The organism is Corallococcus llansteffanensis, from assembly GCF_003612055.1.
Lineage (GTDB): Bacteria > Myxococcota > Myxococcia > Myxococcales > Myxococcaceae > Corallococcus > Corallococcus llansteffanensis.
This window is the reverse complement of the sequence record NZ_RAWB01000021.1, coordinates 16,398-36,972: the sequence shown is the minus strand read 5'-3', so window position 1 is coordinate 36,972 and position 20,575 is coordinate 16,398. Positions and strand designations below refer to the sequence as shown.

At 69.3% G+C, this 20,575-nt stretch carries 15 protein-coding genes; 7 read left to right on the top strand and 8 right to left on the bottom strand.

Translation table 11 applies throughout. The annotated features are described in order from the left end of the window. The first annotated feature begins 19 nt into the window (after positions 1–19). Positions 20–3,403, top strand: coding sequence for a DUF8729 domain-containing protein (locus D7V93_RS03585; RefSeq protein WP_120642016.1), 3,384 nt, complete (start codon positions 20–22; stop codon positions 3,401–3,403). A gap of 85 nt (positions 3,404–3,488) precedes the next feature. Here D7V93_RS03585 and D7V93_RS03580 read toward each other — a convergent pair whose 3' ends face one another. Then, a complete protein-coding gene (locus D7V93_RS03580) occupies positions 3,489–3,998 on the bottom strand; it encodes a DUF1579 family protein (protein WP_120642015.1) in 510 nt (169 codons plus the stop codon). Between the two features lie 167 nt (positions 3,999–4,165). On the opposite strand from D7V93_RS03580, the gene D7V93_RS03575 reads away from it, so the two are divergent. The 4 genes from D7V93_RS03575 to D7V93_RS03560 all read left to right on the top strand — a co-directional run bounded on the left by D7V93_RS03575 (position 4,166) and on the right by D7V93_RS03560 (position 11,073). Then, positions 4,166–5,929: a serine/threonine-protein kinase gene (locus tag D7V93_RS03575; protein ID WP_244237091.1), complete on the top strand. Its 1,764-nt coding sequence runs from the start codon at positions 4,166–4,168 to the stop codon at positions 5,927–5,929. A gap of 43 nt (positions 5,930–5,972) precedes the next feature. Beyond that, complete coding sequence (locus D7V93_RS03570) at positions 5,973–7,394, top strand: hypothetical protein (RefSeq protein ID WP_147451030.1); 1,422 nt, start codon at positions 5,973–5,975, stop codon at positions 7,392–7,394. A gap of 172 nt (positions 7,395–7,566) precedes the next feature. After that, a complete protein-coding gene (locus D7V93_RS03565; protein ID WP_244237090.1) occupies positions 7,567–7,971 on the top strand; it encodes a styrene oxide isomerase in 405 nt (134 codons plus the stop codon). Positions 7,972–8,007: 36 nt separating this feature from the next. After that, positions 8,008–11,073 carry a CHAT domain-containing tetratricopeptide repeat protein gene (locus D7V93_RS03560; RefSeq protein WP_120642012.1) on the top strand — a complete coding sequence of 1,022 codons (3,066 nt, stop codon included), beginning with the start codon at positions 8,008–8,010 and terminating at the stop codon, positions 11,071–11,073. A 28-nt stretch (positions 11,074–11,101) separates the two neighbouring features. Here D7V93_RS03560 and D7V93_RS03555 read toward each other — a convergent pair whose 3' ends face one another. Together D7V93_RS03555 and D7V93_RS03550 are read right to left on the bottom strand one after the other, a co-directional pair. Then, positions 11,102–12,400 carry a M12 family metallopeptidase gene (locus D7V93_RS03555; RefSeq protein ID WP_120642011.1) on the bottom strand — a complete coding sequence of 433 codons (1,299 nt, stop codon included), beginning with the start codon at positions 12,398–12,400 and terminating at the stop codon, positions 11,102–11,104. Positions 12,401–12,796: 396 nt separating this feature from the next. Next, positions 12,797–13,420, bottom strand: coding sequence for a TetR/AcrR family transcriptional regulator (locus D7V93_RS03550; RefSeq protein WP_120642010.1), 624 nt, complete (start codon positions 13,418–13,420; stop codon positions 12,797–12,799). A gap of 80 nt (positions 13,421–13,500) precedes the next feature. On the opposite strand from D7V93_RS03550, the gene D7V93_RS03545 reads away from it, so the two are divergent. Continuing rightward, entirely contained in the window at positions 13,501–14,391 is an 891-nt protein-coding gene (locus tag D7V93_RS03545) for an SDR family oxidoreductase (RefSeq protein WP_120642019.1), read from the top strand. 216 nt (positions 14,392–14,607) lie between these two features. Continuing rightward, positions 14,608–15,378 carry a DNA/RNA non-specific endonuclease gene (locus D7V93_RS03540; protein ID WP_244237089.1) on the top strand — a complete coding sequence of 257 codons (771 nt, stop codon included), beginning with the start codon at positions 14,608–14,610 and terminating at the stop codon, positions 15,376–15,378. A gap of 28 nt (positions 15,379–15,406) precedes the next feature. Here the strand turns inward: D7V93_RS03540 and D7V93_RS03535 are convergent, their stop codons facing one another. The 5 genes from D7V93_RS03535 to D7V93_RS03515 all read right to left on the bottom strand — a co-directional run bounded on the left by D7V93_RS03535 (position 15,407) and on the right by D7V93_RS03515 (position 20,558). Next, positions 15,407–17,125: a tetratricopeptide repeat protein gene (locus tag D7V93_RS03535; protein WP_120642008.1), complete on the bottom strand. Its 1,719-nt coding sequence runs from the start codon at positions 17,123–17,125 to the stop codon at positions 15,407–15,409. 108 nt (positions 17,126–17,233) lie between these two features. Further along, positions 17,234–18,142: a CPBP family intramembrane glutamic endopeptidase gene (locus D7V93_RS03530; RefSeq protein WP_147451028.1), complete on the bottom strand. Its 909-nt coding sequence runs from the start codon at positions 18,140–18,142 to the stop codon at positions 17,234–17,236. Between the two features lie 87 nt (positions 18,143–18,229). Next, positions 18,230–19,192, bottom strand: a complete 963-nt coding sequence (locus D7V93_RS03525; protein WP_120642018.1) for a M91 family zinc metallopeptidase — start codon at positions 19,190–19,192, stop codon at positions 18,230–18,232. A 197-nt stretch (positions 19,193–19,389) separates the two neighbouring features. Then, positions 19,390–19,926, bottom strand: coding sequence for a hypothetical protein (locus tag D7V93_RS03520; RefSeq protein ID WP_147451027.1), 537 nt, complete (start codon positions 19,924–19,926; stop codon positions 19,390–19,392). A 20-nt stretch (positions 19,927–19,946) separates the two neighbouring features. After that, the gene (locus D7V93_RS03515) at positions 19,947–20,558 is read right to left on the bottom strand and encodes a hypothetical protein (protein ID WP_147451026.1); all 612 of its coding nucleotides are present in this window, start codon (positions 20,556–20,558) and stop codon (positions 19,947–19,949) included. Positions 20,559–20,575: the final 17 nt, after the last annotated feature.

Genomic DNA, 20,575 nt, shown 5'->3' with positions numbered 1-20,575 from the left:
ATCCAAGGAGCAGCACCACATGAAACTGAAGCCATCCTGGCTGACGGGCCCCTGGCGCCCGCTGGCTGCATCTGTCCTCGGCAGCACGCTGTTGGGTGCCCTCACGGCCGTCGCGGCCTCCACGGCGCCTTCCGCCGACAAGCCGTCCCCCCAGGCCCAGCTGGCCCCCGCGTCGAAGGTTCCCGCGGCGCGCGTGGTGGACCAGTCCACGCAGGTGGCGTCGGACGCGCAGCGGGGCATCGCGCCCACGGCGACCGCCGGCCGCTACGCGCTGACGACGGGCGCGGGCATGACGTTCCACCGCACCGACCGCGCCGTGCGTTCGCTGCGCACGGTGGACGTGCCCGGCTCCGCCTACCAGCTCTACACCTGGGAGGAGCAGCGGGCCGAGGGCGGCACCGAGTCCTTCTACGCCTACAGCCAGGGCGGCGTGCTGCCCGTGGGCCGCGTGCGCTCCACGGACTACGTCATCCGGCTGCGCGACGCGGGGTTTGATCCGCTGCGCGACCCCAGCCCTCGCATGACGAGCCTGCTGTCCGCGGACCGCGACAACCACCTGTTCCTGGTGCAGTTCATCGCCTCGCCGCTGCCGGAGTTCCGCTCCACCATCGAGGCGTCGGGCGGCAAGGTGCTGCGCTTCCTCGCGGAGCACACGTACATCGTGGAGATGGACGCGGACGTGCGCTCCCGCGTGACGCAGCTGCCCTATGTGCGCTGGGTGGGCGACTACCACCCCGAGTACCGCCTGGAGCGCGAGCTGAAGGACGCGCTCATGGGCGTGGCCGCGCGGCTGCCGGACACGCAGCGCTACTCCATCATGCTGGGCGAGGGCGGTCCCGGGCGGCAGCAGGCGCTGAGCGACCAGGTCAAGCGCCTGGGCGGGCGCGTGGAGCTGGTGGAGCCGGGCGGCCTGCGCATCGAGGCGACGCTCACCCAGGAGCAGCTCCAGCAGGTGGTGCGCTCCAACGAGGTGCAGTTCATCGACCGCTGGGGTGGCCCCGGTGAGCTCGACATGAACATCGTGCGCGACACGGGCGGCGCCAACTACATCGAGGGCCTCAAGGGCTGGACGGGCCAGGGCGTGCGCGGTGAGGTCTTCGACACCGAGGTGCTCACCACCCACCAGGAGTGGCTCAACGCCCCCATCGTCCAGAGCGTGGGCGCCTCCGGGTCGCTGCACGGCACCAGCTGCTACAGCAACGTCTTCGCCCGGGGTGTGACGCCCAACGCGCGCGGCATGGCGCCCAACGCGCAGGGCATCTTCTTCCTCTACAGCGAGTCCACCCAGTTCGGTGGCACCAAGTCCCGCTACGACATCAACCAGGAGCTCACCAACCCCGCGGGGCCCTACCGCGCGGTGTTCCAGACCTCCAGCGTGGGCAGCTCGCTGACGACGGCGTACACCACCATCTCCGCGGAGGTGGATGACTATCTCTTCAAGCACCCCATCCTCAGCACGCAGTCGCAGAGCAACGCGGGCAGCCGCAGCTCGCGCCCGCAGGCGTGGGCGAAGAACATCGTGTCGGTGGGCGGCGTGCGCCACCAGAACACGCTGTCGCGCACGGACGACAACTGGGGCTTCGGCGGCAGCATCGGCCCGGGCGCGGACGGCCGCATCAAGCCGGACCTGTCGTTCTTCTACGACTCCATCACCTCCGCCAACGGCTCGGGGCCCACGGACTACACGGAGTTCGGCGGCACCAGCTCCGCGACGCCGCAGACGGCGGGCCACTTCGCCCTGCTGTTCCAGATGTGGCACCAGGGCGTGTGGGCCGGGCACGGCGGCAAGGCGGACGTGTTCGCCAGCCGCCCGCAGATGGCCACCGCCAAGGCGCTGATGATCAACAACGCCTGGCGCTACAACTGGACCGCGGGCGGCTCCAACGCCGACGTGGATCGCTTCAAGCAGGGCTGGGGCACCTCCGACCTGACGCGCCTGCTGGACCGCGCGCCGAAGACGAGCATCATCGACGAGTCGGACCTGCTGTCGCCCCTGGGCGTCCGCTCGTACAACGTCTCCGTCGCCCCGGGTGAGACGGAGCTGAACGTGACGATGGCGTACACCGACCCCATGGGCACGGTGGGCGCGGCCGTCGCGCGCATCAACGACCTGTCGGTGCGCGTGACGTCGCCGTTCGGCGTCGTGTACTGGGGCAACAACGGCCTGACGGCGGGCAACTTCTCCACCTCCGGCGGCGTGTCCAACAAGGTGGACACGGTGGAGAACGTCTTCCTCCAGAACCCCGTGTCGGGCACCTGGCGGGTGGACGTCTTCGCGGACGAGCTCGTGCAGGACGCCTACCTGGCGACGCCGGCGGTGGACGCCGACTTCGCCCTGGTGGTGAGCGGCGGCCGCATCGTGCGGGGGGACCCGGAGGTCACCCTGCCCGCGTTCGGCAGCACCTTCGGCAGCCCCTCGCTGACGCGCGGCCTGTGGTTCACGGCGCCCACGGACTTCACCATCAGCGGGCTCCAGGTCCCGAACGAGGCAAACCACCCGCTGCAGAACATCGAGGTGGTGCGCTTCAACGCGGGTGTGACGCCGCCCGTCTACAGCGGCACGACCAACGCCTTCACGTCGGTGTTCCGCGCCGTGGGCGTGACGTCCGGGCAGGTCCTCTCCGTGAAGATTCCCGTCCATGCCGGTGACGTGATTGGCATCCTGGGCGCCACGGGCGACGCGAGCATCATGAACAGCTCGTACTCCGCCACGAGCGGCCCGGTCACCACGTCCATCTTCGGGCACCCGGTGACGCTCAACCGCCTGGGCATGCAGTTCAACCTGGCGTCCAGCACCGCCCACGACCTGTGGACGGAGACGGCCGGCGCCATTGGCCGGGTGCGCATCCTCTACACCGCGCTGAACCAGGTCGCGCTGCCGCCGTTCGGCTACACGTACACCGACAGCACGACGCGCGGCCTGTGGTTCACGTCGCCCACGGCCTTCATCCTCACCGGCGTGCAGGTGCCGAACGAGGCGGGCCAGCCGCTCCAGAACGTGGAGGTGGTGCGCTTCAACGCGGGCGTGACGCCGCCGCCCTTCAGCAGCGGGACGCCGAGCAACGCCTTCACGTCGCTGTTCCGCTCCGTGGGCCAGCCGACGGGACAGGTGCTGCGCACCTTCATCGCGGTGAACGCCGGTGACACCATCGGCGTGCTGGGTGCCACGGGCAACGCCACGACGATGTACAACTCCTATGCCTCCAGCGCGGGCGCCATCTCCAGCTACATCCTGGGCCAGCCGGTGACGCTCAACCGCCTGGGCATGCAGTTCAACCTGGCGTCCAGCGCCGCGCACGACCTGTGGACCGAGCCCACCGGCACGCTGAGCCGCGTGTCGCTGTTCTACGCCCGGCCCGGCGCGCTCGCCGCCGAGCCGCAGCGCATGAGCCTGGCGCAGTAGGGCCCTTCGCATTCGTCGCACCTGACGCCCCTGGACGGACCGCCCCCTGGCGGCCTTCGTCCGGGGGTTGTCTTTTTCAGGCGCGTCAGTGGACGCGGGTCCCCTTCAGGTCACACAGCAGACGCCAGGTGACGCCGTCGTCCGACTGCTCCCAGTGGATGGCCAGCTGCTGGTTCGCGTTCTCGAAGGACATCGTCACGCGCTCGTGCGGGCCCGCGAAATGCCAGACGCCGTCCCGCTCCCCCCCTTCGTACTCCCGGGCGAAGCCGTGGCTGTCGAACAGGCGGAGCCAGTAGCGGCCCGTGGACTCATCGAAGCCGAAGATCTGCGTGCTCTCCAGGCGATCCTCCCCGAAGCGCATCTCGCCACGGTGCAGCACGAAGAAGCCTCCTGGGAGCCATTCGTAACGGCCGATGGCGATGACCTTGAGCCGTGCCTGGGGTCCGGCCGCCTCGCCCAGCACGCCCTCCGACTTCCATTCCCCGATGAACGCCTCCAACCGCTGGTGCTCGGGCCCCAGCCTGGGTGCCTGCCCTGGGGCCTCCTGCGTCGTGGCCGCCTGGGGGCCTTGCCCCACCTCGTGTGACGGGTCCATGGGGTTCCCTTTCCGTCGGATGGCTCCGGGGCGTTGCGCCGCGGGCGCTTCCTCAAGGTGAGGAGCCGGCGACAGGCCTGCAAGGCAAGGCCCGCTCGGAGCGGATTCGACGCTTCCACGGCGGGGCCCTTCACCCGGGACTTCCAGGCTGACTAGGGTTCGTCTCCGTGACCTCCTACACGATGCTGCACCTCGCACTGACGGGAGCCTTCGTCGTGCTCGCGCTGGTGCACTTCGCGACCTGGGCCGCGGTGAGGACCCAGCGGGTCCAGCTGTGGCTGGCGTCGAGCTTCCTGGGGTTCGCGGCCATCAGCTTCTCGGTGGGCATGGGCAGCAGCGAAGCCAGTGCGATGATCGGCGACCGGCGCCCGTGGCTGCTGCTGGGCGTCCTCACGTCCATTCCCCTCCCCTACACGCTGCTGCGGGTCGTGTGGTCGCTCTTGGACCTCCCGCTCACGCGCTGGCGGCGGGTGATGCTCGGGGTGGCCGTCGCGCTCGGCGCGGTGCGGGTGCTGGACGCCGGCGTGTGGCTCGTCACGCCCGCGGCGACGGGGCTCACGTCGGAGCAACTCTCCATCGCGACGGCGGGGTTGGGGCTGCCGCTGTTCTGGCTCCTCGCGGTGGGCGTGGGCGGGATGTGGGCGGTGGAGGCGACGCGGCTGTTGAAGCGCCGGGGCGCGATGGCGGTGGCGGTGCTCGTCGCCTCCCTTTGCGCGCTCGCGCTCCTGGGCCGCGAGCTCGCCATCGACGTCGGCTGGAGCGAGGGGCTGCACGGGTTCGCGCTCGTGGGGCTGCCGTTCCTGCTGCTGTCCTCCACCGCGCTCGCGATCCTCACCGCGCGCTCGCTGCGGGGCGCGGACCTGGGCACGGGCATCCACCGCTACCGCCGGCTCGTGCGGTTGGGGCGCGGGGGCATGGGCGAGGTGTGGCTCGCGGTGCGGACCGGCCGCGCGGGCTTCCACCGGCTGGTCGTCCTCAAGCGGATGCTGGACGGGGACAGCGAGGAGCCGGAGGTACGGGTCCACCGCTTCATTGGCGAGGCGCGCACCGCCGCGCGCCTGCACCATCCCAACATCGTCTCCGTGCACGACCTGGGGCAGGTCGACGGCGCCTGGTTCATCGTCATGGAGTACCTGAGCGGCGTGAACGTGCACGAGCTCGTCAAGCGCTCCCGGAAGGAGGGCCCGCTGCCGCTGGAGGTGATTGTCGAGCTCTGCCAGCAGGCGCTGCGCGGGCTCGCCTACGCCCACGAGCGGGGCGTCACGCACCGGGACATCAGCACGGACAACCTCGTCGTCTCCTTCGACGGCGTGGTGAAGGTGGTCGACTTCGGGATTGCCCAGGGCGCGGGAGCGCTTCCGGAGGAGCCGTCCGGGACGGCCTCGGTGCCCGCCGTGGGAAGGCTCACGCAGGTGGGGGGCATCATCGGGAAGCTGGCGTACATGCCACCCGAGCGCGTCGAGGGCGCGGAGGCGACCCCGTCCGGAGACCTCTTCGCGCTCGGCTGCATCCTGTACGAGCTGCTCTCGCGCACGCTGCCCCACGTGGCCCCCACGTCCAGCCAGTTGCCAGGGATTGAGCGCCCCGAGTCCCCCGCCGCCTCGCGCGTGCTCCGGAGCGTCCTCGAGGTCGCGCTCCATCCACGGCCGGAGCAGCGCTTCCCGGACGCCAAAGCCTTTCACCTCGCGCTCGAACCGGCGCGGCAGGTGTTGCCGGCGGTCGACCTCGCCGGATGGCTGCGGAGACACTACGCGGAGCGTTGGGCGCGCGAACGGGCACTGGTGGAGCTGAGCGACCCTTCCCCCGCCGAGGTCGAGTCGCTCCTCAAGGGTGCGCCGCGGCCAGAACCTGTCGAGGCGCCCGCGACGACCGAGGTCCTCGCACCGCCCATCGAGTCCCAGACCACCCGGCCCCTCAAACGTCACCGCTAGACATGGGATGGGACTGCCGCAGGTGGTAGAGGCGGCGGCACTCATGACGCATCCCTTGTTGACGCTCCCGTTGCTGCTCTCACTGGGCCAGACTCCCGAACCGCTCCAGGCAGAAGCTCCCGTCCAGGCGGAGCCCCGGATCCAGGCACGGTTGTCCTTCCTTGGCGCCGACTCCAGCGCCGACACCGAGCCCTCCCTCACGACCTTCCAAGCGGCGTTGGAGGCTCGCTCACCCGAGCTGGCCTCGGGCCTGAGTGCCGAGGCGGCGCTTTCGCTCTTCCTGACGACGGGAGGCATTGGCCATGGCGTGGGCATCGTGGACAACAGCAGTGCCTTCCGCCTGCGCTACCACCCCTCCGGATGGGACGCTCGCGAGGGATGGGCGCTCAGTGTCTTTCCGCTGAGCACCACCCGGCTCTACATGGGCTTCTCCTACCCCGTGACCTGGGAGCGGGAGGCGTTCCCCCGTCGTTCGTCGACCGAGTCCGCGCTGGAGCTGAGCCTGTCGCGGCGTCGGTGGGACGCCTTCGTGGCCATCAAGTCCGCGGCCGTCCTCAACGAGCTGGCGTTGGAAGACGCCCGCCACTACGCCCTGCTCTTGGGGGGCGCCCTGGACGTGACGCCCGAGGTGCGTCTGGCGTTGAAGGGCACCTGGCTGAACCGGGGCCAGGCGCCTGGAGCCGCGGTCCAGGGCACTGAGTTGAAGATCAAGGTGAAGGGGGCCTCCGCGCAGGCTTCGTGGCATCGGGGCGCGCCCATCGGGAGCAGCGTGGACCTGTCGCTCTATTCCGGCGACCCGACCTTCTTCGAGCGGTTCTTCCTTCCCGAGACCTGGCCGGGAGACTTCGCCGCATCGGTGTCGCTGGAGGGCAACCTCGTGTCGCAGCAGCTCCAGAACCCCGATGTCGCGCCCCCGCAGCCCCGCGACGAGCTGTCGCACTCGGCGGCGCTGGAGGCGCGGCTGAAGCAGGGCTTCTGGCGACTGCACGCGCTGGCCTACCTTCGGACGCCCGCCTTCATCCAGGTGGACGCTCCCGGGCTTCCGCCCTACCAGGCCTTCTCGGACGACACGGAGACTCACACGGAGGTGTCGGGCACGCTGGGCGGCGACTACCACATCGCGGCCTGGGGGCTGACGCCCGGGCTGCTCGCGCGGGTCACCCTGCCGGCAACCCTCCAGTATGACCAACAGGGCCCCCTGGTCGGCTCCGAGCGGCTCGTGGTGCTCCGGGGCCCCAACAAGCTCTCCATCCTGCCCGCGGGCGTGGAGCGCCGGCCGGTGCTGACGGTGAAGGCCACCGCCCGCTGGGACCTGGGCACGGTGGCCGGGGTCCTGGCGGAGGTCTCCTATGAGCGGGACCCCAACCGGAGCACCTTCGAGGACGACGGCACGGGTGTGGCCCAACCCGTCCTCCTGCCGCCGAGCACCGTGGGCTTCAACCTGCTGCTCCAGGCCCGACTCTGACGCAGCCGCCCAACTCCCCGGGTGTGATTGGCGTTTCCGCGCGGCCGGGTGCGAGGATGGCACCCGGCCCACCATGATCCCTGCCGTCTCCCGAGTGTCCCCTGAAGGTGTTCGTCCCGAGAGCACCCCCGCGCCCGTGGCGCCGCCGGCAGTCCTTCCCGCCGCGCGACACATGGCCCACGCTGCCGCGTGGCTGATGTTGTTGGGCCTGCTCACGGGCGGCTATGTCTCGTCCGCGATGACGGGCAAGGTGCCCGCGGATCCGCAGATGGCGCTCGCCGCGCACCTCAATGCGCTGCTGGGCACCTTCTTCCTGCTGGGCGTGGCCTGGACGCTGCCCATGCTGCGGTATGGCGCGGTCGGTCAGCGGAGGCTGGCCTGGGCGGTCATCGTCGCCAACTACGCCAACTGGTCCATCACCTGCGTGAAGGCGTGGCTGCGGGTGTCGGGCGTGGACCTCATCGGTCAGGCCGCGAATGACACCGTGTTCGTCGCCCTCACCCTCTCCGTGGTGATTCCCTCGCTCGTCGCCACGGGCGCGTGGATCCACGGCTTCCGCCGGAGCAGGACGCCCTGAGCAGGTCGCCGCTCGTCGGGTTCGAGGAGGGTGGCGATGAGGAACGTGCTGGGGTGGATGACGGTGCTGGTCCTTTGCTGTGCGGCAGCAGGGGGGACCGTCGAGGAAAAGCCCGATGCGCGGCTGCTGGAGGCGCGAGCAGCCTTTGACGAGGCGACGAAGTTCAAGAACGCGGGCAGTTATTCCGAGGCCCTTGCACGGGCGGAGCATGCGCTCGCGCTGAGGCAGGACGTGCTCGGAGGCACGCATCCAGACGTCGCGAGCTGTCTGAACCTGGTGGGTGATCTCTATCGGCAGCGAGGGGACCTGGTCCAAGCCGAGTCAGTGCTTCAACGCGCGCTTGCCATCCAGGAGGCGGCTCTTGGCGACAACCACCCTGACGTCGCCCGTGCCGTCAACAGCCTCGCCAACGTCTACAGGTCCCAGGGCTTGTATGACCAGGCTGAACCCCTCTACCAGCGCTCACTCGCCATCCAGGAGGCAGCCCATGGCGGCAACCACCCTGACGTCGGCAAAGCGCTCAGCAACCTCGCTGTTCTCTACGTGAACCAGGGGTTGTACGGCCGGGCCGAGCCACTCTACCAGCGCGCTCTCACCATCCTGGAGGCGAACCTCGGCACCCACCACCCCGACGTCGGCAGAATGCTCAGCAACCTCGCCGACCTCTACACCCATCAGGGGCAGTATGGCCGGGCCGAGCCAATCTATCAGCGCGCTCTCGACATCCAGGAGGCGAACCTCGGCCCCCACCACCCCGACTTTGCTCACTCGCTCAACAACCTCGCCCTCCTCTACAGGGAGCAGGGGTTGTACGACCGGGCCGAACCACTCTTCCAGCGTTCGCTCGCCATCAGGGAGGCGGCTCTCGGCAAGAGCCATCCCCTCGTCGCCCAATCGCTCGACAATCTGGCTGACCTCTACACCGATCAGGAGTTGTACGGCAGGGCCGAGCCACTCTACCAGCGCTCGCTCGCCATCAGGGAGGTGGCCCTCGGCAACAACCCCCGCGACGTCGCCCACACCCTCAACTCACTCGCGACCCTCTATGCGCAACAGGGATTGTACGGCCGGGCCGAGCCACTCTTCCAGCGTGCGCTCGCCCTCTGGGAGGAGGCGCTCGGCAAGAACCATCCCCTTGTCGCATCCTCGCTCGAAAACCTCGCCGACCTCTCCTGGGTGCAGGGATTGTACGGCCGGGCCGGACTGCTCTACCAACGCGCGCTTGCCATCTGGGAGCTGGCCGGCGGCAAGAACCATCCCGACGTCGCCCGCACGCTCAACAGCCTCGCCCGGCTCCGCCTGGCCCAGCATCGCCTCGCCGACGCCCTGCCGCTCTACACCCACGCCTTCGCCATCTCCGAGCAGCGCCTGCGCCAGGAGGCGCTCGACTTCTCCGAGTCGCGCCTCTCCAGCTTTCTCCAATATCTGCGCGCGGACGAGCAGGTTCTCTATTCACTGCTGCGCGCACACCCAGAGGACGCTCGGGTGCGACGCCTGGCGCTCAGCGCCGTGCTTCTTCTCAAGGGCCGCTCCGTCGAGGAGACGGCCAATATCTCCCGTACCCTCTACCGGAACCTTGGCGCCAGGGACCGCGACACCTTCGAGCGACTGCGCGGCCTGCGCACCCGATTGGCGACCCTCTCACTCGCGGGACCTGGCGCGCTCGCCCCCGCGGACTACCAACAACGCCTCAAGACGCTCGCCGACGAAGGCGACGCCCTTGAAGCGGGCCTGGCCAAAAGCTCCGCGCCCCTGCGTGCGCTCACCGCGTTGCCGCCGCCCGCCGAGATCATCCAGCGGGTCGCCGCCTCTCTGCCCAAGGACGGTGCCCTCGTTGAACTGATTGCCTACACGGACAGCCCCCTCGTCCCCAAGCCCAACACGCAGCTTGCGAAGACTCCGGGTCGGCTCCGCTACCTGGCGCTGGTGCTCTTCCCCGATGCGTCCACCCGTGCCGTGGACCTGGGACCCGCGGCTCCCATCGATCTCGCCGCCACGCGAATGCGTGCTGCACTCGCACGCCGCGACGCTCAATTCCAGACCTCTGCCCAAGCACTCTACCGGCTCGCCTTCCAACCCCTGCTGCCCCTGCTGGGCAACACCCGCCGCCTCTTCCTGTCTCCCGACGGACAGCTGGGACTGGTTCCCTTTGCCGCGCTCCACGACGGCCGCCGCTTTCTCCTCGACTCCTTCGACTTCACCTACCTCACCTCTGGCAAGGAACTGCTGCCTCGTCCCCAGGAGACGGTCCCCTCGTCCTCCGTCTTCGTCCTCGCCGACCCGGACTTCAATGCCTCACCTCGAACGCCGCTCCCCGCCTCCGGAAACACACCGCCGCGGGCCAGTCCCTCCGACGCCCTCGAACGCTTCTTCTCCACCGCGCGCGCGGACCTGTCGGCCAGCAACTGGGTGCCACTGCCAGGCACTCGCCAGGAGGCCGAGAGCATTCAACGCCTTCTACCCCAGGCCCAGGTCTTCCTCGGCCCTGAGGCCACCAAGGAGCGGCTGCTCCACCTGCCCATCCCAGGCATCCTCCACCTGGCGACCCACGGCTTCTTCCTCGAGGACGCCCCCACCCCCGCGGGCTCCCGCGCCGTGGGCCACTTCGGTGCACTCGGCGACAAGCCTCAGGCGCTGAGCCCCCCGGCGCCGCTGCTGCGCTCCGGGCTCATCCTCGCGGGCGCACGCGACACGGCGCCTGACTCCGGCAAGCCTTCCAGGCCCCAGCCCGAGGCCACCCTCGTCACGGCGCTCGAGCTGGCCGGGCTCAACCTGTGGGGCACCCAACTCGTTGTCCTCTCTGCCTGCGACACGGGCCGCGGCGAGAGCAAGCTGGGCCAGGGCGTCTCCGGCATGCGCCGGGCCTTTGTCGTGGCAGGCGCCGAGACGGTGGTGATGAGCCTGTGGAAGGTGAACGACGAGACGACCGGGGTCCTCATGGAGGCCTACTACCGCAACCTGCTCGCGGGACAGGGCCGCACCAAGGCCCTGCGAGAAGCCATGCGCTCCATGCGCCTGACCCGGGCCCATCCCCACTACTGGGCTCCCTTCATCGCGGTGGGCAGTGACGCCCCCCTGCGCGCGCTGGGGCCAATCCCTTAGCAACCCCCGGACTGGCCCCCGCGACGGGCTACATGAAGCGCGAGCGATACTCGGAGCTGGTGATGAAGCCGCGGATGACCGCGTTGTAGTCACCCGTTGAATTGAGGAAGTCCAGCCAGTAGGAGCCGTCCGCGGGGCTTTGCGGACGCCGCATGAAGCTCGTGTAGCAGTTGTTGATGTAGGCGGCTTTGTAGTTCGGCGAGTTCGGATCCAGCTCCGGGTGCTGCTGACGGTGCTCCGCGGATTCGAAGAGCGAGCGCGCCGCGGCGACACGGGCCAGGTCCAGGCAGGTCTGATCCCCGGAACAATTCTTCAGGCTGCTCCAATAGTAGCTGTAGCCGCTATTGTCAGGCGTGCGGTTGAGCACATCCGTGTAGAGCTGTTGGACGAAGTACTCCGAATCATCGATGGAGTAGATGCGCCTGATTGTATTCACGTCTCCAACGCTCAGCACGGAGTTCACTCCGATGGTCCCGCCCCCCAGCTTCACGACGGTGGGCTGGCCGTTCTTCGACGCGATTGTCGAATCGTAGTGCATGATGGAGTTGAAGTCGTAGGCGAAGACGTCCCGGGTGAATCCGTACCTGATGTCGAAATCCGCGGTGTATCGGGGGTCGACGTTCTCCCACAGGATGCGCACGTAGGCATCGCGATCCGTGCGGGTATGCTCGTGCCACATTCCCAGCACATGGCCAATCTCATGGATCATGATGCCCGTGGTGGCCCCGCTGCTGAGTTGCACCGACTGCGGGGAGGTCTGCATCCCGACATAGCTGAAGTTCCCGCCGGGGGTGTCTGTCGCTCGAAAGGTGACGTAGTTGGGGTACTGTGCGGCGTTGCTCGCCGTGCGCAGAACGAAGCGGATCTGCGTGGACTGCTGCCAGGCGTTGATGGCGGCGGCCAGCGTTGAGGGTTGGGCCAGGTCCGAAGAGATCGTGTACGGGACCACGCCGTTGGGCCACCGAAACCAGTCTTGTGTGCCGGTGATGACGGCCCCCTGCGCCTGGACGCCACCGGCCTCGGGCCCACCGCGCGCATCCACCTCGCGCGTGCGCGCCTCCACCTCCTCCACGGGGCCGATGACGATGTCACCCCCGATGACTGCCAGCCCGCCCACCTTGGCGTAATGCACCACCTCCCACTTCTTGCTGGCGGCGTTCCAGGTGTATCCCTTGTGGATGGGCGCGCGGGATGCCGTCAGCGCCGTCTCGGGATTCATTGGCGGGCGCGAGCTTTCCGGGCCTGCATCCAGTCCGCAGGCGGTGAGCAGCAGGTAGGGCACGAACACCGCGGCGCCAAGCGCCGGCTTCATTGTGCTTCGAGACATGACTTCTCCTGTAATCACTCACAGAGAGGGGTTGCCTTGCCCGTAGAGCCGAGCAGGTCTCCCTGGCACTGAAATGAGCCGATGCGGTGAAAGACGATGCAAAGAATCTGCGGGCTGCGGTTCGTCGCACCGAAGTCCCTCGCCTGCTGTCCGAGTTCACCGAGCTCGCTCACGTCGGCTCCTGCAACCCAGACACGTGCGAACCGCTTCGCAGCCTGCGGCTTTGATGATTCGTAGAGTGCCATCCAGCCTGTGCACCAAGCTGGAGGAGAGGCCGTGCAGCCCCTTGGACACCCGCCTGCTCAGCTGGCCCCCCGCCGGGGCCTCCACATCCGGCGCAAGCAAAGACATCCAGCGAAGCACCGCGCCAGCGGGCCATCCACGGGGTGGGGCCCGTCAGCGCCTGGGGGCCTTGGCCCGCTTGGCGGGCTGCCGCGGGTTCGCGGTCGAGGTGCCCGTGCTCGCGGTGACGGCCTTGAGCTCGTCGAGGGTGGTTCGGATGTGTCGCGAGAGGTCCTGGCTCTTCGGGTCCCCGACCCAGCGCTCGAACGCGACCTTGAAGACCGCGATTCCTGCCTCGGCGGTCAGGCTCGCCGCAGGCTCGGTGACGCCGCGCCCCCGCAGGGCGTCCGCGGCGGCCGAAGCGAGGCCGGCAAGCTTGATCAGCTCGCGCTCCCGAAGGTCGGTGTGAGCGACGATGAGCGCCTGGCGCGCCCGGGCGTATTCACGGCGTTCCTTGAACACGGGGGCCGTGGCCTCAAGGGCGGCGGCGACCGCGTCGAGCGGCGAGGTCTCCTCGGGAGCCTCCACGATGGTGGAGACGATGAGCTTCCGCAGCTCGCCCGCGCCCCAGAACAGGACCTCTCGCTTGTCGGCGAAGTAGCGGAAGAAGGTCCGCTCCGTGAGCCCCGCGCGCGCGGCGATCTCCTCCACCGTCGTCCGGTCGTACCCCCGCTCCTGGAAGAGGTTCATCGCGGCCTCTTCGAGCCGTCCACGTGCGTTGGGTTCCCAGCGGCCCATGGAATCCATCCTACCTGATTGCAGTCACTGACATCACCTGTTAGAAGGTGATGTCAGTAGCTGACATCAAGGAGCTTTCCATGCGCGTATTCGTCACGGGTGCCTCGGGTTTCATTGGCTCGGCGGTCGTCCCTGAACTCCTGGGGGCGGGGCATCAGGTGGTCGGGCTTGCCCGCTCGGAGGCTTCGGCCCGGGCCCTGGAGGCGGCGGGGGCCGAGGTGCATCGCGGTTCGCTCGACGACCTGGACAGTCTGCGTGCCGGGGCGGTGAAGGCGGACGGGGTCATCCACCTGGCGTTCATCCACGACTTCTCGCGGTTCGAGGCTTCGATCCGTGCCGACACGCGCGCGATTGAAGTCCTCGGCGCCGCGCTCGAGGGTTCCCAACGGCCCCTCGTCATCGCCTCGGGGCTGCTGGGCCTCGCGCCAGGTCGCACCGCCGTGGAGACCGACCCGGCGTCCCCGTCGGGGCGCGGCGTGTCGGAGGAGACGATGCTCGCGCTGGCCACGCGCGGCGTGCGGACGGCCATCGTGCGGCTTCCGCCGTCGGTTCACGGCAGGGACGACCATGGCTTCGTGCCGCACCTCATCGCCTCCGCGCGCCAGAAGGGCGTGGCCGTCTACGTCGGGCAGGGGGTGAACCGCTGGCCCGCCGTGCACCGGCTGGACGCGGCCCGTCTCTTCCGGCTCGCGTTGGAGCGAGCCCCGGCGGGCACGAGGCTCCACGCGGTCGCTGACGAGGGCGTGCCCACCCGGGACATCGCGAACGTCATCGGCCGCCGGTTGGGGGTGCCGGTGGTTTCGAAGGCGCCAGCAGAAGCGGGCGACTACCTCGGCTTCCTGGGGTCGTTCTTCGCGCTGGATGCTCCCGCGTCGGGCGCCATCACGCGTGAACAGCTCGGCTGGCATCCCGTCGAGCCCGGACTCCTCGCCGACCTCGACAGCGACCACTACTTCGCGACGGGCGCTTGAGCAGCCGAAGCACGGCCTCCGTCTTCCGCTTCGCCGAGCACCGACCACGCTCTGCCGGTCTGGCAGGGCTTCTGTCGAACTCCGCACTGGCGGGATTGCCGCAGCATTTTTGCAATCCGCTGATCGCCCCCCTCCTCGTTTATCCCCCGGTTTCTTGGTATTCGAGGTCGCGAAGTCAGCGAACCCGATGCGGAAGGACCCGGAAGAATGCGCACCATGAACGTGCTTTCAGTCGCGGTGGTGTTGGGCCTGTTGCTCAGCGGTTGCGGAGTCACGGACCCGGACCTGGGCGGCGAAGGCGTCGCCGGTCAGCTCGAGCAGGACTTCGGTGGCCCGAGCGGCCTCATGGACTTCTTCGAGAGCCACACGGAGGAGGAGATCCAGGGGGCGATGGCGCCCTACGGCGTCGGGTACGTCATCCACGGGAACGTCACCGCGGACCTGATCAGCGACTGCCCGAAGTTCTTCCCGTCGAGCGACCGGAGCATCTGGCACAACTTCGACGGCGAGTACTACTTCATCGACAGCGCGGGCCGGCCGAACCGGGCGTACAAATACCTGCCGCTGATCGTCGCCGCGCCTCGCAGCGACACCTGCCAGACCAACGTGGGGCAGTGGGGCGACGCGGAGAACCCCAGCAACGACTACGACGGGGGACACCTCATCGGCTCACAGCTCGGGGGCTGGGGGGGACGGGCGAACCTGGTGCCCCAGGATGCCAACTTCAACCGCGGCAACTGGTTGCAGCTCGAGAACAAGATGGCCAAGTGCGGGAGCCTCCCGAGCGGCCGGCTGCGCTACTACATCGGTGCGAACTACCCGAACTCCACCGCGCTCATCCCCAACAACATGACGATGGAGATCACCAACCAGTCCACGGGGAGCGCCGTGTCCATGTCCTTCTCGAACGTGGACTACGGCGGCACGAACGGCACGAACGAGCGGACCCGTGGCGTGAACTGGCTGTCGAGCCAGGGATGCAACTGAGGGGTCACCGCGAAGCCGGGTTCCCTTCCTAGAACACCGCCGTGCGGGTGAGGCGGAAGTCGGCGTTCGCCCACGCCGACTCGAACTGCTTGCGCGTGGTGGCGGCCTCCGCCTCCCGGCCCTGCCCTTCCAGCGCCCGGGTGAGCCCGAACAGCGCCCAGCCATTGCCCGGGTTGCGGCGCAGGTCCTCGCGGTAGACGGCCTCCGCTGACTTCCACTGCTTCGCGTCCAGCAGCGCCGCGCCCTGGTAGTGGCGCACGGGATAGAACCAGTCATTGGGCTCGGAGTACGCCAGCCGGTCGGCGGCGCGCACCGCGACCGCCCAGCGGGCCAGCGCGTCGGAGCGTCCCTGGCGCTCCACGATGGAGGCGTCGAGCACCCGCGCCGCCACGTCCAGCACATCCTTCGCGGTGTTGTTGCCAGCGGTCATCTCGTCGGGCACGCCCGCGCCAAGCTTCACCAGCTCCGCATGGTCCTTCCGGGCCTCGTCGAACCGGCCCTTGGCGGCGAGCGCCAGCCCATGCGCGTGCAGCCACAGGCCCGTGAGCACCGGGTACTTCGCATCCGGCCGGGGCTCGGCGAGCAGCGCGTCGTAGCGCCCGAAGCGCACCATCACGAGCAGCGGCTCCGCGACGAAGAAGTCCATGCCGGGCATCGCCGCCAGCATCTCCGGCGGCAGCACGCGGGCGGACATGCGCGCGGCCTGCAGCGACTCCTCGCCACGGCCCTCCATGGAGGCGGAGAAGGCCAGGAAGCCCCAGTTGTGCGCGAGGTACATCGGGTAATAACCCAGGGGCTCCACCTGGCGCAGGTAGGCCTCATCCGCCTGGACGGCGCGGCGGTTGCTCTCCGACGCCTCCGCGTACCGCCCCACGCGCTGGTAGATGTGCGCCGGCATGTGCACCACGTGCCCGGCCCCCGGCATCAGCCCTGGCAGCCTCTGCGCGGAGGGCAGCGCCCGCTCCGGATGCTCCGAGGCCTCCACCGCGTGGATGTAATAGTGATTGGCGCCGGGATGCTGGGGCGCGCGCGCGAGCACCGCCTCCAGGCGTGAGACGATCTCCTCCGTCCCCGGCGCCGGCTTGCCGTCGAGCGTCCACAGCTTCCAGGGGTTCAAGTCCATCAGGGACTCGGCGAAGAGCACCTGGACGTCCAGGTCATCGGGGAAGCGCCGGGCCACGTCGCGCATGGCCGCGGCATAGGCCTCGTTGAACGGCTTCATCGCTGGAGGCGGCCGGGGCTCCGGCCCCCCGTAGCGTTTGCCCAGGGCGCCAATGAGCCCCTGCTCCACCGGGGTCGCCTTGGAGGCGAGCGCCTGGGCCCGCTGCACGCCCTCCCACGCGACCGCGGCCCGGTCCGGGAGCATGGGCACGTTGTAGTTGGGCCCCAGCACCAGGGCCACGCCCCAGAAGCACATCGCGCACGAGGGATCGAGCTCCGTGGCCCGGGCGAACGAGCGCGCGGCCTCGTCATGGTTGAAGGCATACGCGAGCCGCAGACCCTGATTGAAGAAGGCCTGGGCCTCCTTCGAGTCCGTCGTCACCGGATACGCGTGAGTGCCGAGGTTGTCGAAGAGGATCGCGCCCTTCGCGAGCGACGGCAGGCTCAGGCCTCCGGGCGGGGTGCCATGGCCTCCGTGCGCGGCAGCGGCCGGGAGCGACGGCTCGGATGCCTCCTGGGCTCCCACCTCCAGGCCTGGAACGAACAGCAGCGGCAGCGTGAGGGCGAGGAGCAGACGGGCGCGCATGGGGGCCTCCGGCAGGGGCACCCTCCTACGATGGCGCCGGGCTCGCTCGCGGCAAGGTCCCCGGGCGCATCACGCTGGCGCCCGGCAACCCGGTTGCGCCTGTCGCGCCTACGCCTCCCCTGCCCCCAGCGCGGGCGGATGTCCGGGACCGTCGCTCACCGGAAGGACCGGCACCTCCGCCTGAGGAAGCCCCTTCCAGAGCGTCAGGGCGACGACCGCCGCGCCCAGCACGACGATGCTGCCGACGGAGGCCTCCAGGCCGTAGCTGCCGCCCGTGAGCCACTCCGCGCGGTCGTGGAAGACGGGCGTCCACCAGCCTTTTGACTCGTTGCCGCTCACGCCGAAGCCCAGGCAGCCCATGGCCCAGTTCCACCCCATGTGCACGCCGACCGGCAGCGCGAGCCGCCCCGTGCGCAGGTAGCACAGGCCCAACATCCAGCCCGCGAGGACGGTGGTGAGCATGGCCACCGCCCGCGTGCTTCCCGCCATCTCGGTGCTGAAGGGGTGGGCGAGACAGAAGATGACGGAGAGCACGACCTGCGCCCAGCGCGTGCCCATGCCCCGGATGGCCCGCTGGAACACGTAGCCGTGGAACAGCGTCTCCTCGAAGAGCGCCACGCCCAGCATCATCCAGGCGGCCTTGATGATCAGGGACCCGTCGCGCACCGCCGCCGGCTCCAGGTGGAAGCCGCCCGTACCATGGACAGCGAGGGCCACCGCGCCCAGGAGGACGATGCCGCCCAGCAGGCCCAGGCCCAGGTCACGGCCCCAGCGCCAGCCGCCCGACAGGCCTATGGACGCCAGCGGCTGCCGCTCCAGCCGCAGGCAGAGGGCGTTCGCGAGGAGCGCTCCCAGGAAGGCGGCGAAGGCCCCCGGCACGAACGGGCGGACGGTGGCAGGTAGTTGCTGCTGGAGCATCGCCAGGCCCACCACCAGCGGGGCCGCCAGCACGACGCAGCCGAGGGCCTTCCACCCGTTCCGCCAGTGTCCATCACCCTCACGAAACCAGGACCGCATCGGGACTCCCCTCGTGGACAGGCCACATCCAACCACTCCATCTCACGGATGGGCCGGGGAAGGATTGCAGGGGGAGCGCTTCGTGGGTCACTTCTCCAGGTCGCCGAGGATCTTCCCGAAGGGCGACGGCGTGCCCATCAGCTTCTGGAACCGGTTCCGGTCGTCGGAGCCCAGGTCGTAGTCCTTGAGGTTGGCGTCGTTTTGGTTCCCCTCGGGACGCATGCCCGAGTAGTCCTGGCGGGACGGCAGCCCGTGCTCCTTGCGGATGGCGTTCTCGGTGGGGGCCCAGTTGTTGGGCGTGTTCGGCGTGCGGCGCAGGCCCACGGTCTCGAACTCCTCCGTCAGCCGCAGGCGCGTCTCCACCGTGTCCTTCATGTTGGCGGAGTGCTCCGGGTACTTCTTGAAGACGGCGGCGTCGGCGTGCTTGCTGGCCGCCAGGGGGCTCACTTGCAGGCCGTTGGCCGCGCGCCAGGCGTGGACTGACTCGTGGCCCAGGCTGTTGAAGCGCTGGCCCGGATCCTTCTCGTTGTAGTTGATGCGGCTGGCCTGTCCCGCGCTGGGCTGGCCGTCGTAGCGGTACGCCGGACGGAGCGACTGGAGGGTGCCGTCGTGCCGGGGCGCGTGCGACATGGGCATCGAGGCGTCGCGGCCGGAGAAGATGTCCGCCACCGTCAGCGGCTTGCGCTGCGTGCCCGTGGCGCCGGGGTTCACGTGCGCCGTCTTGCCGTTGAGTTCCGTCAGCATCTGGTTGCCCACGGGCTTGCTCGTCAGCCGGTTCGTGGAGGCACGCACGTCCGACGTGAAGTCCGCGAAGTCCGCGCCCGACTGCTTGCTGTCACGGCGGGTCCGGATGCCCTGCAGGTCCGGGCTCACCACGCCGTAGTCCGTGGGCTTGAGGTTGTTCTTGCCGTTCACCAGCTCCGTCTTCGTCGGCGGCTGCTTCCGGTGCGGGCCCGACTCCAGCTTCGGGGGCGTGCTGTTGCTCCGGGGGCGCGAGCTGGACGAGGACGAGGGCGAAGAGAACGAAGAAGACCGGGAGCGAACCTTCATGGGGGAGCCTCGGGAGCGGAAGTCGTTGACGTCCCTGCCCTGGTGCACCCGCCATGCCCGCCCCCACGCCGTGTGCAACGGCCGTGATTCCAGGGGGTTCGCTCGGGTCCAGACAGCTCCGGGGCCCGGGCCCTGATGACTGCCGACAGGGCCCTGATGACTGCCGTCATCAGAGCCCAGGGCCCCAGGCAGCCTCTTCAGGGCTGCGTCAGGAGGACCTCGACGCGCTCCAGGTCGTCCGCGTCGGTCAGCGCCTCCGTGATCACGCTCCAGTTGACGTGGAGGGTGCCCGCGGAGGGAGGTCCCTGCCGGTCGAGCTCGAGCCGGTAGGTGGCCTCGAACCGCGAGATCTCGTCCTCGATGTCCACGTCAGGCCCCACGCTCAACGAATCGGGCGTGGAACCCTCTCCAAAGACCGTGACGCGTTCGTCCACGACCTGTCCATCGCGCTCGTCCACGAGCCTGACGCGATACCAGGGGTGGACATCCGACCCGCCCGCTTCGGGCCGCTCCCAGCGCGGCTCCGTCTCGAAGGTGATGTGGAGCACGGAGATCTTCGCTCCCGTGTCGGGTCTGGCGCGGGCCACGACGTGCAGGCGTCGCTCGAGGTGGGGCTCCGTCGGGGTCAACGCGAGCGATTCGACCTCCGTGCTCTGGGTCACCCAATCACTGCCGGTGTCACAGGCCGGGGTCAGCAGCAGGAGGCTTCCGAGCAGCAGCAGGGGAATTCGCAAGGTGGGCTCCAGGGTCGAGGTCATGGCGCGGAGACGCTCACGGTGAAGCCCTTGGGCACGCTGGACGTGTCCACCGCGTGGGCCGTGGCCTGCGCCGTCCACTCCAGCTCGACCGTGCCGGGGACAGCGTTGGGTTGCATCTGGAAGCCGACGTCCATGGGCCATTCACAGCCCGTGTTCAGCTTGCAGTCCCCGAAGAGGCTCGCGAAGGCCTCCAGCGTGACGGGCGTTCCCGCCACCAGGACGCCGGACGCATCCGGGCCAGAGCTGTGATCCGCGTGGGAGACGAGCAACTGGATCCAGGGGCTCGTCGTCTGCGCGGGGTCGTCGGGGATCCACCGCGCGGTGACGCGGACCCTCAGCTCACCCTCGACGGCCTTGTCCGGCGGCTTCGAGGCCGTGGCCCGGACGACCACGCGGCGGGTGGCCTTGGGCGCGGCGGTCGTGATGCTCAGGGGAGCACCGACGTGCTCATTGGAAGAGACATCGTCGGACGTGGCCTGCTCCGTGGCCACCGTGCCGATGCAGGCCGTGAGCAACACGAGACGTGCCGCCCAGGAGCGCAGGCGCGAACCCGGGGACGACGGTGGAGGATTGGCTTCCGGGAAGGGGGACGGACTTGTCTGGCTCATGCTTCGAAGCTCCAAGA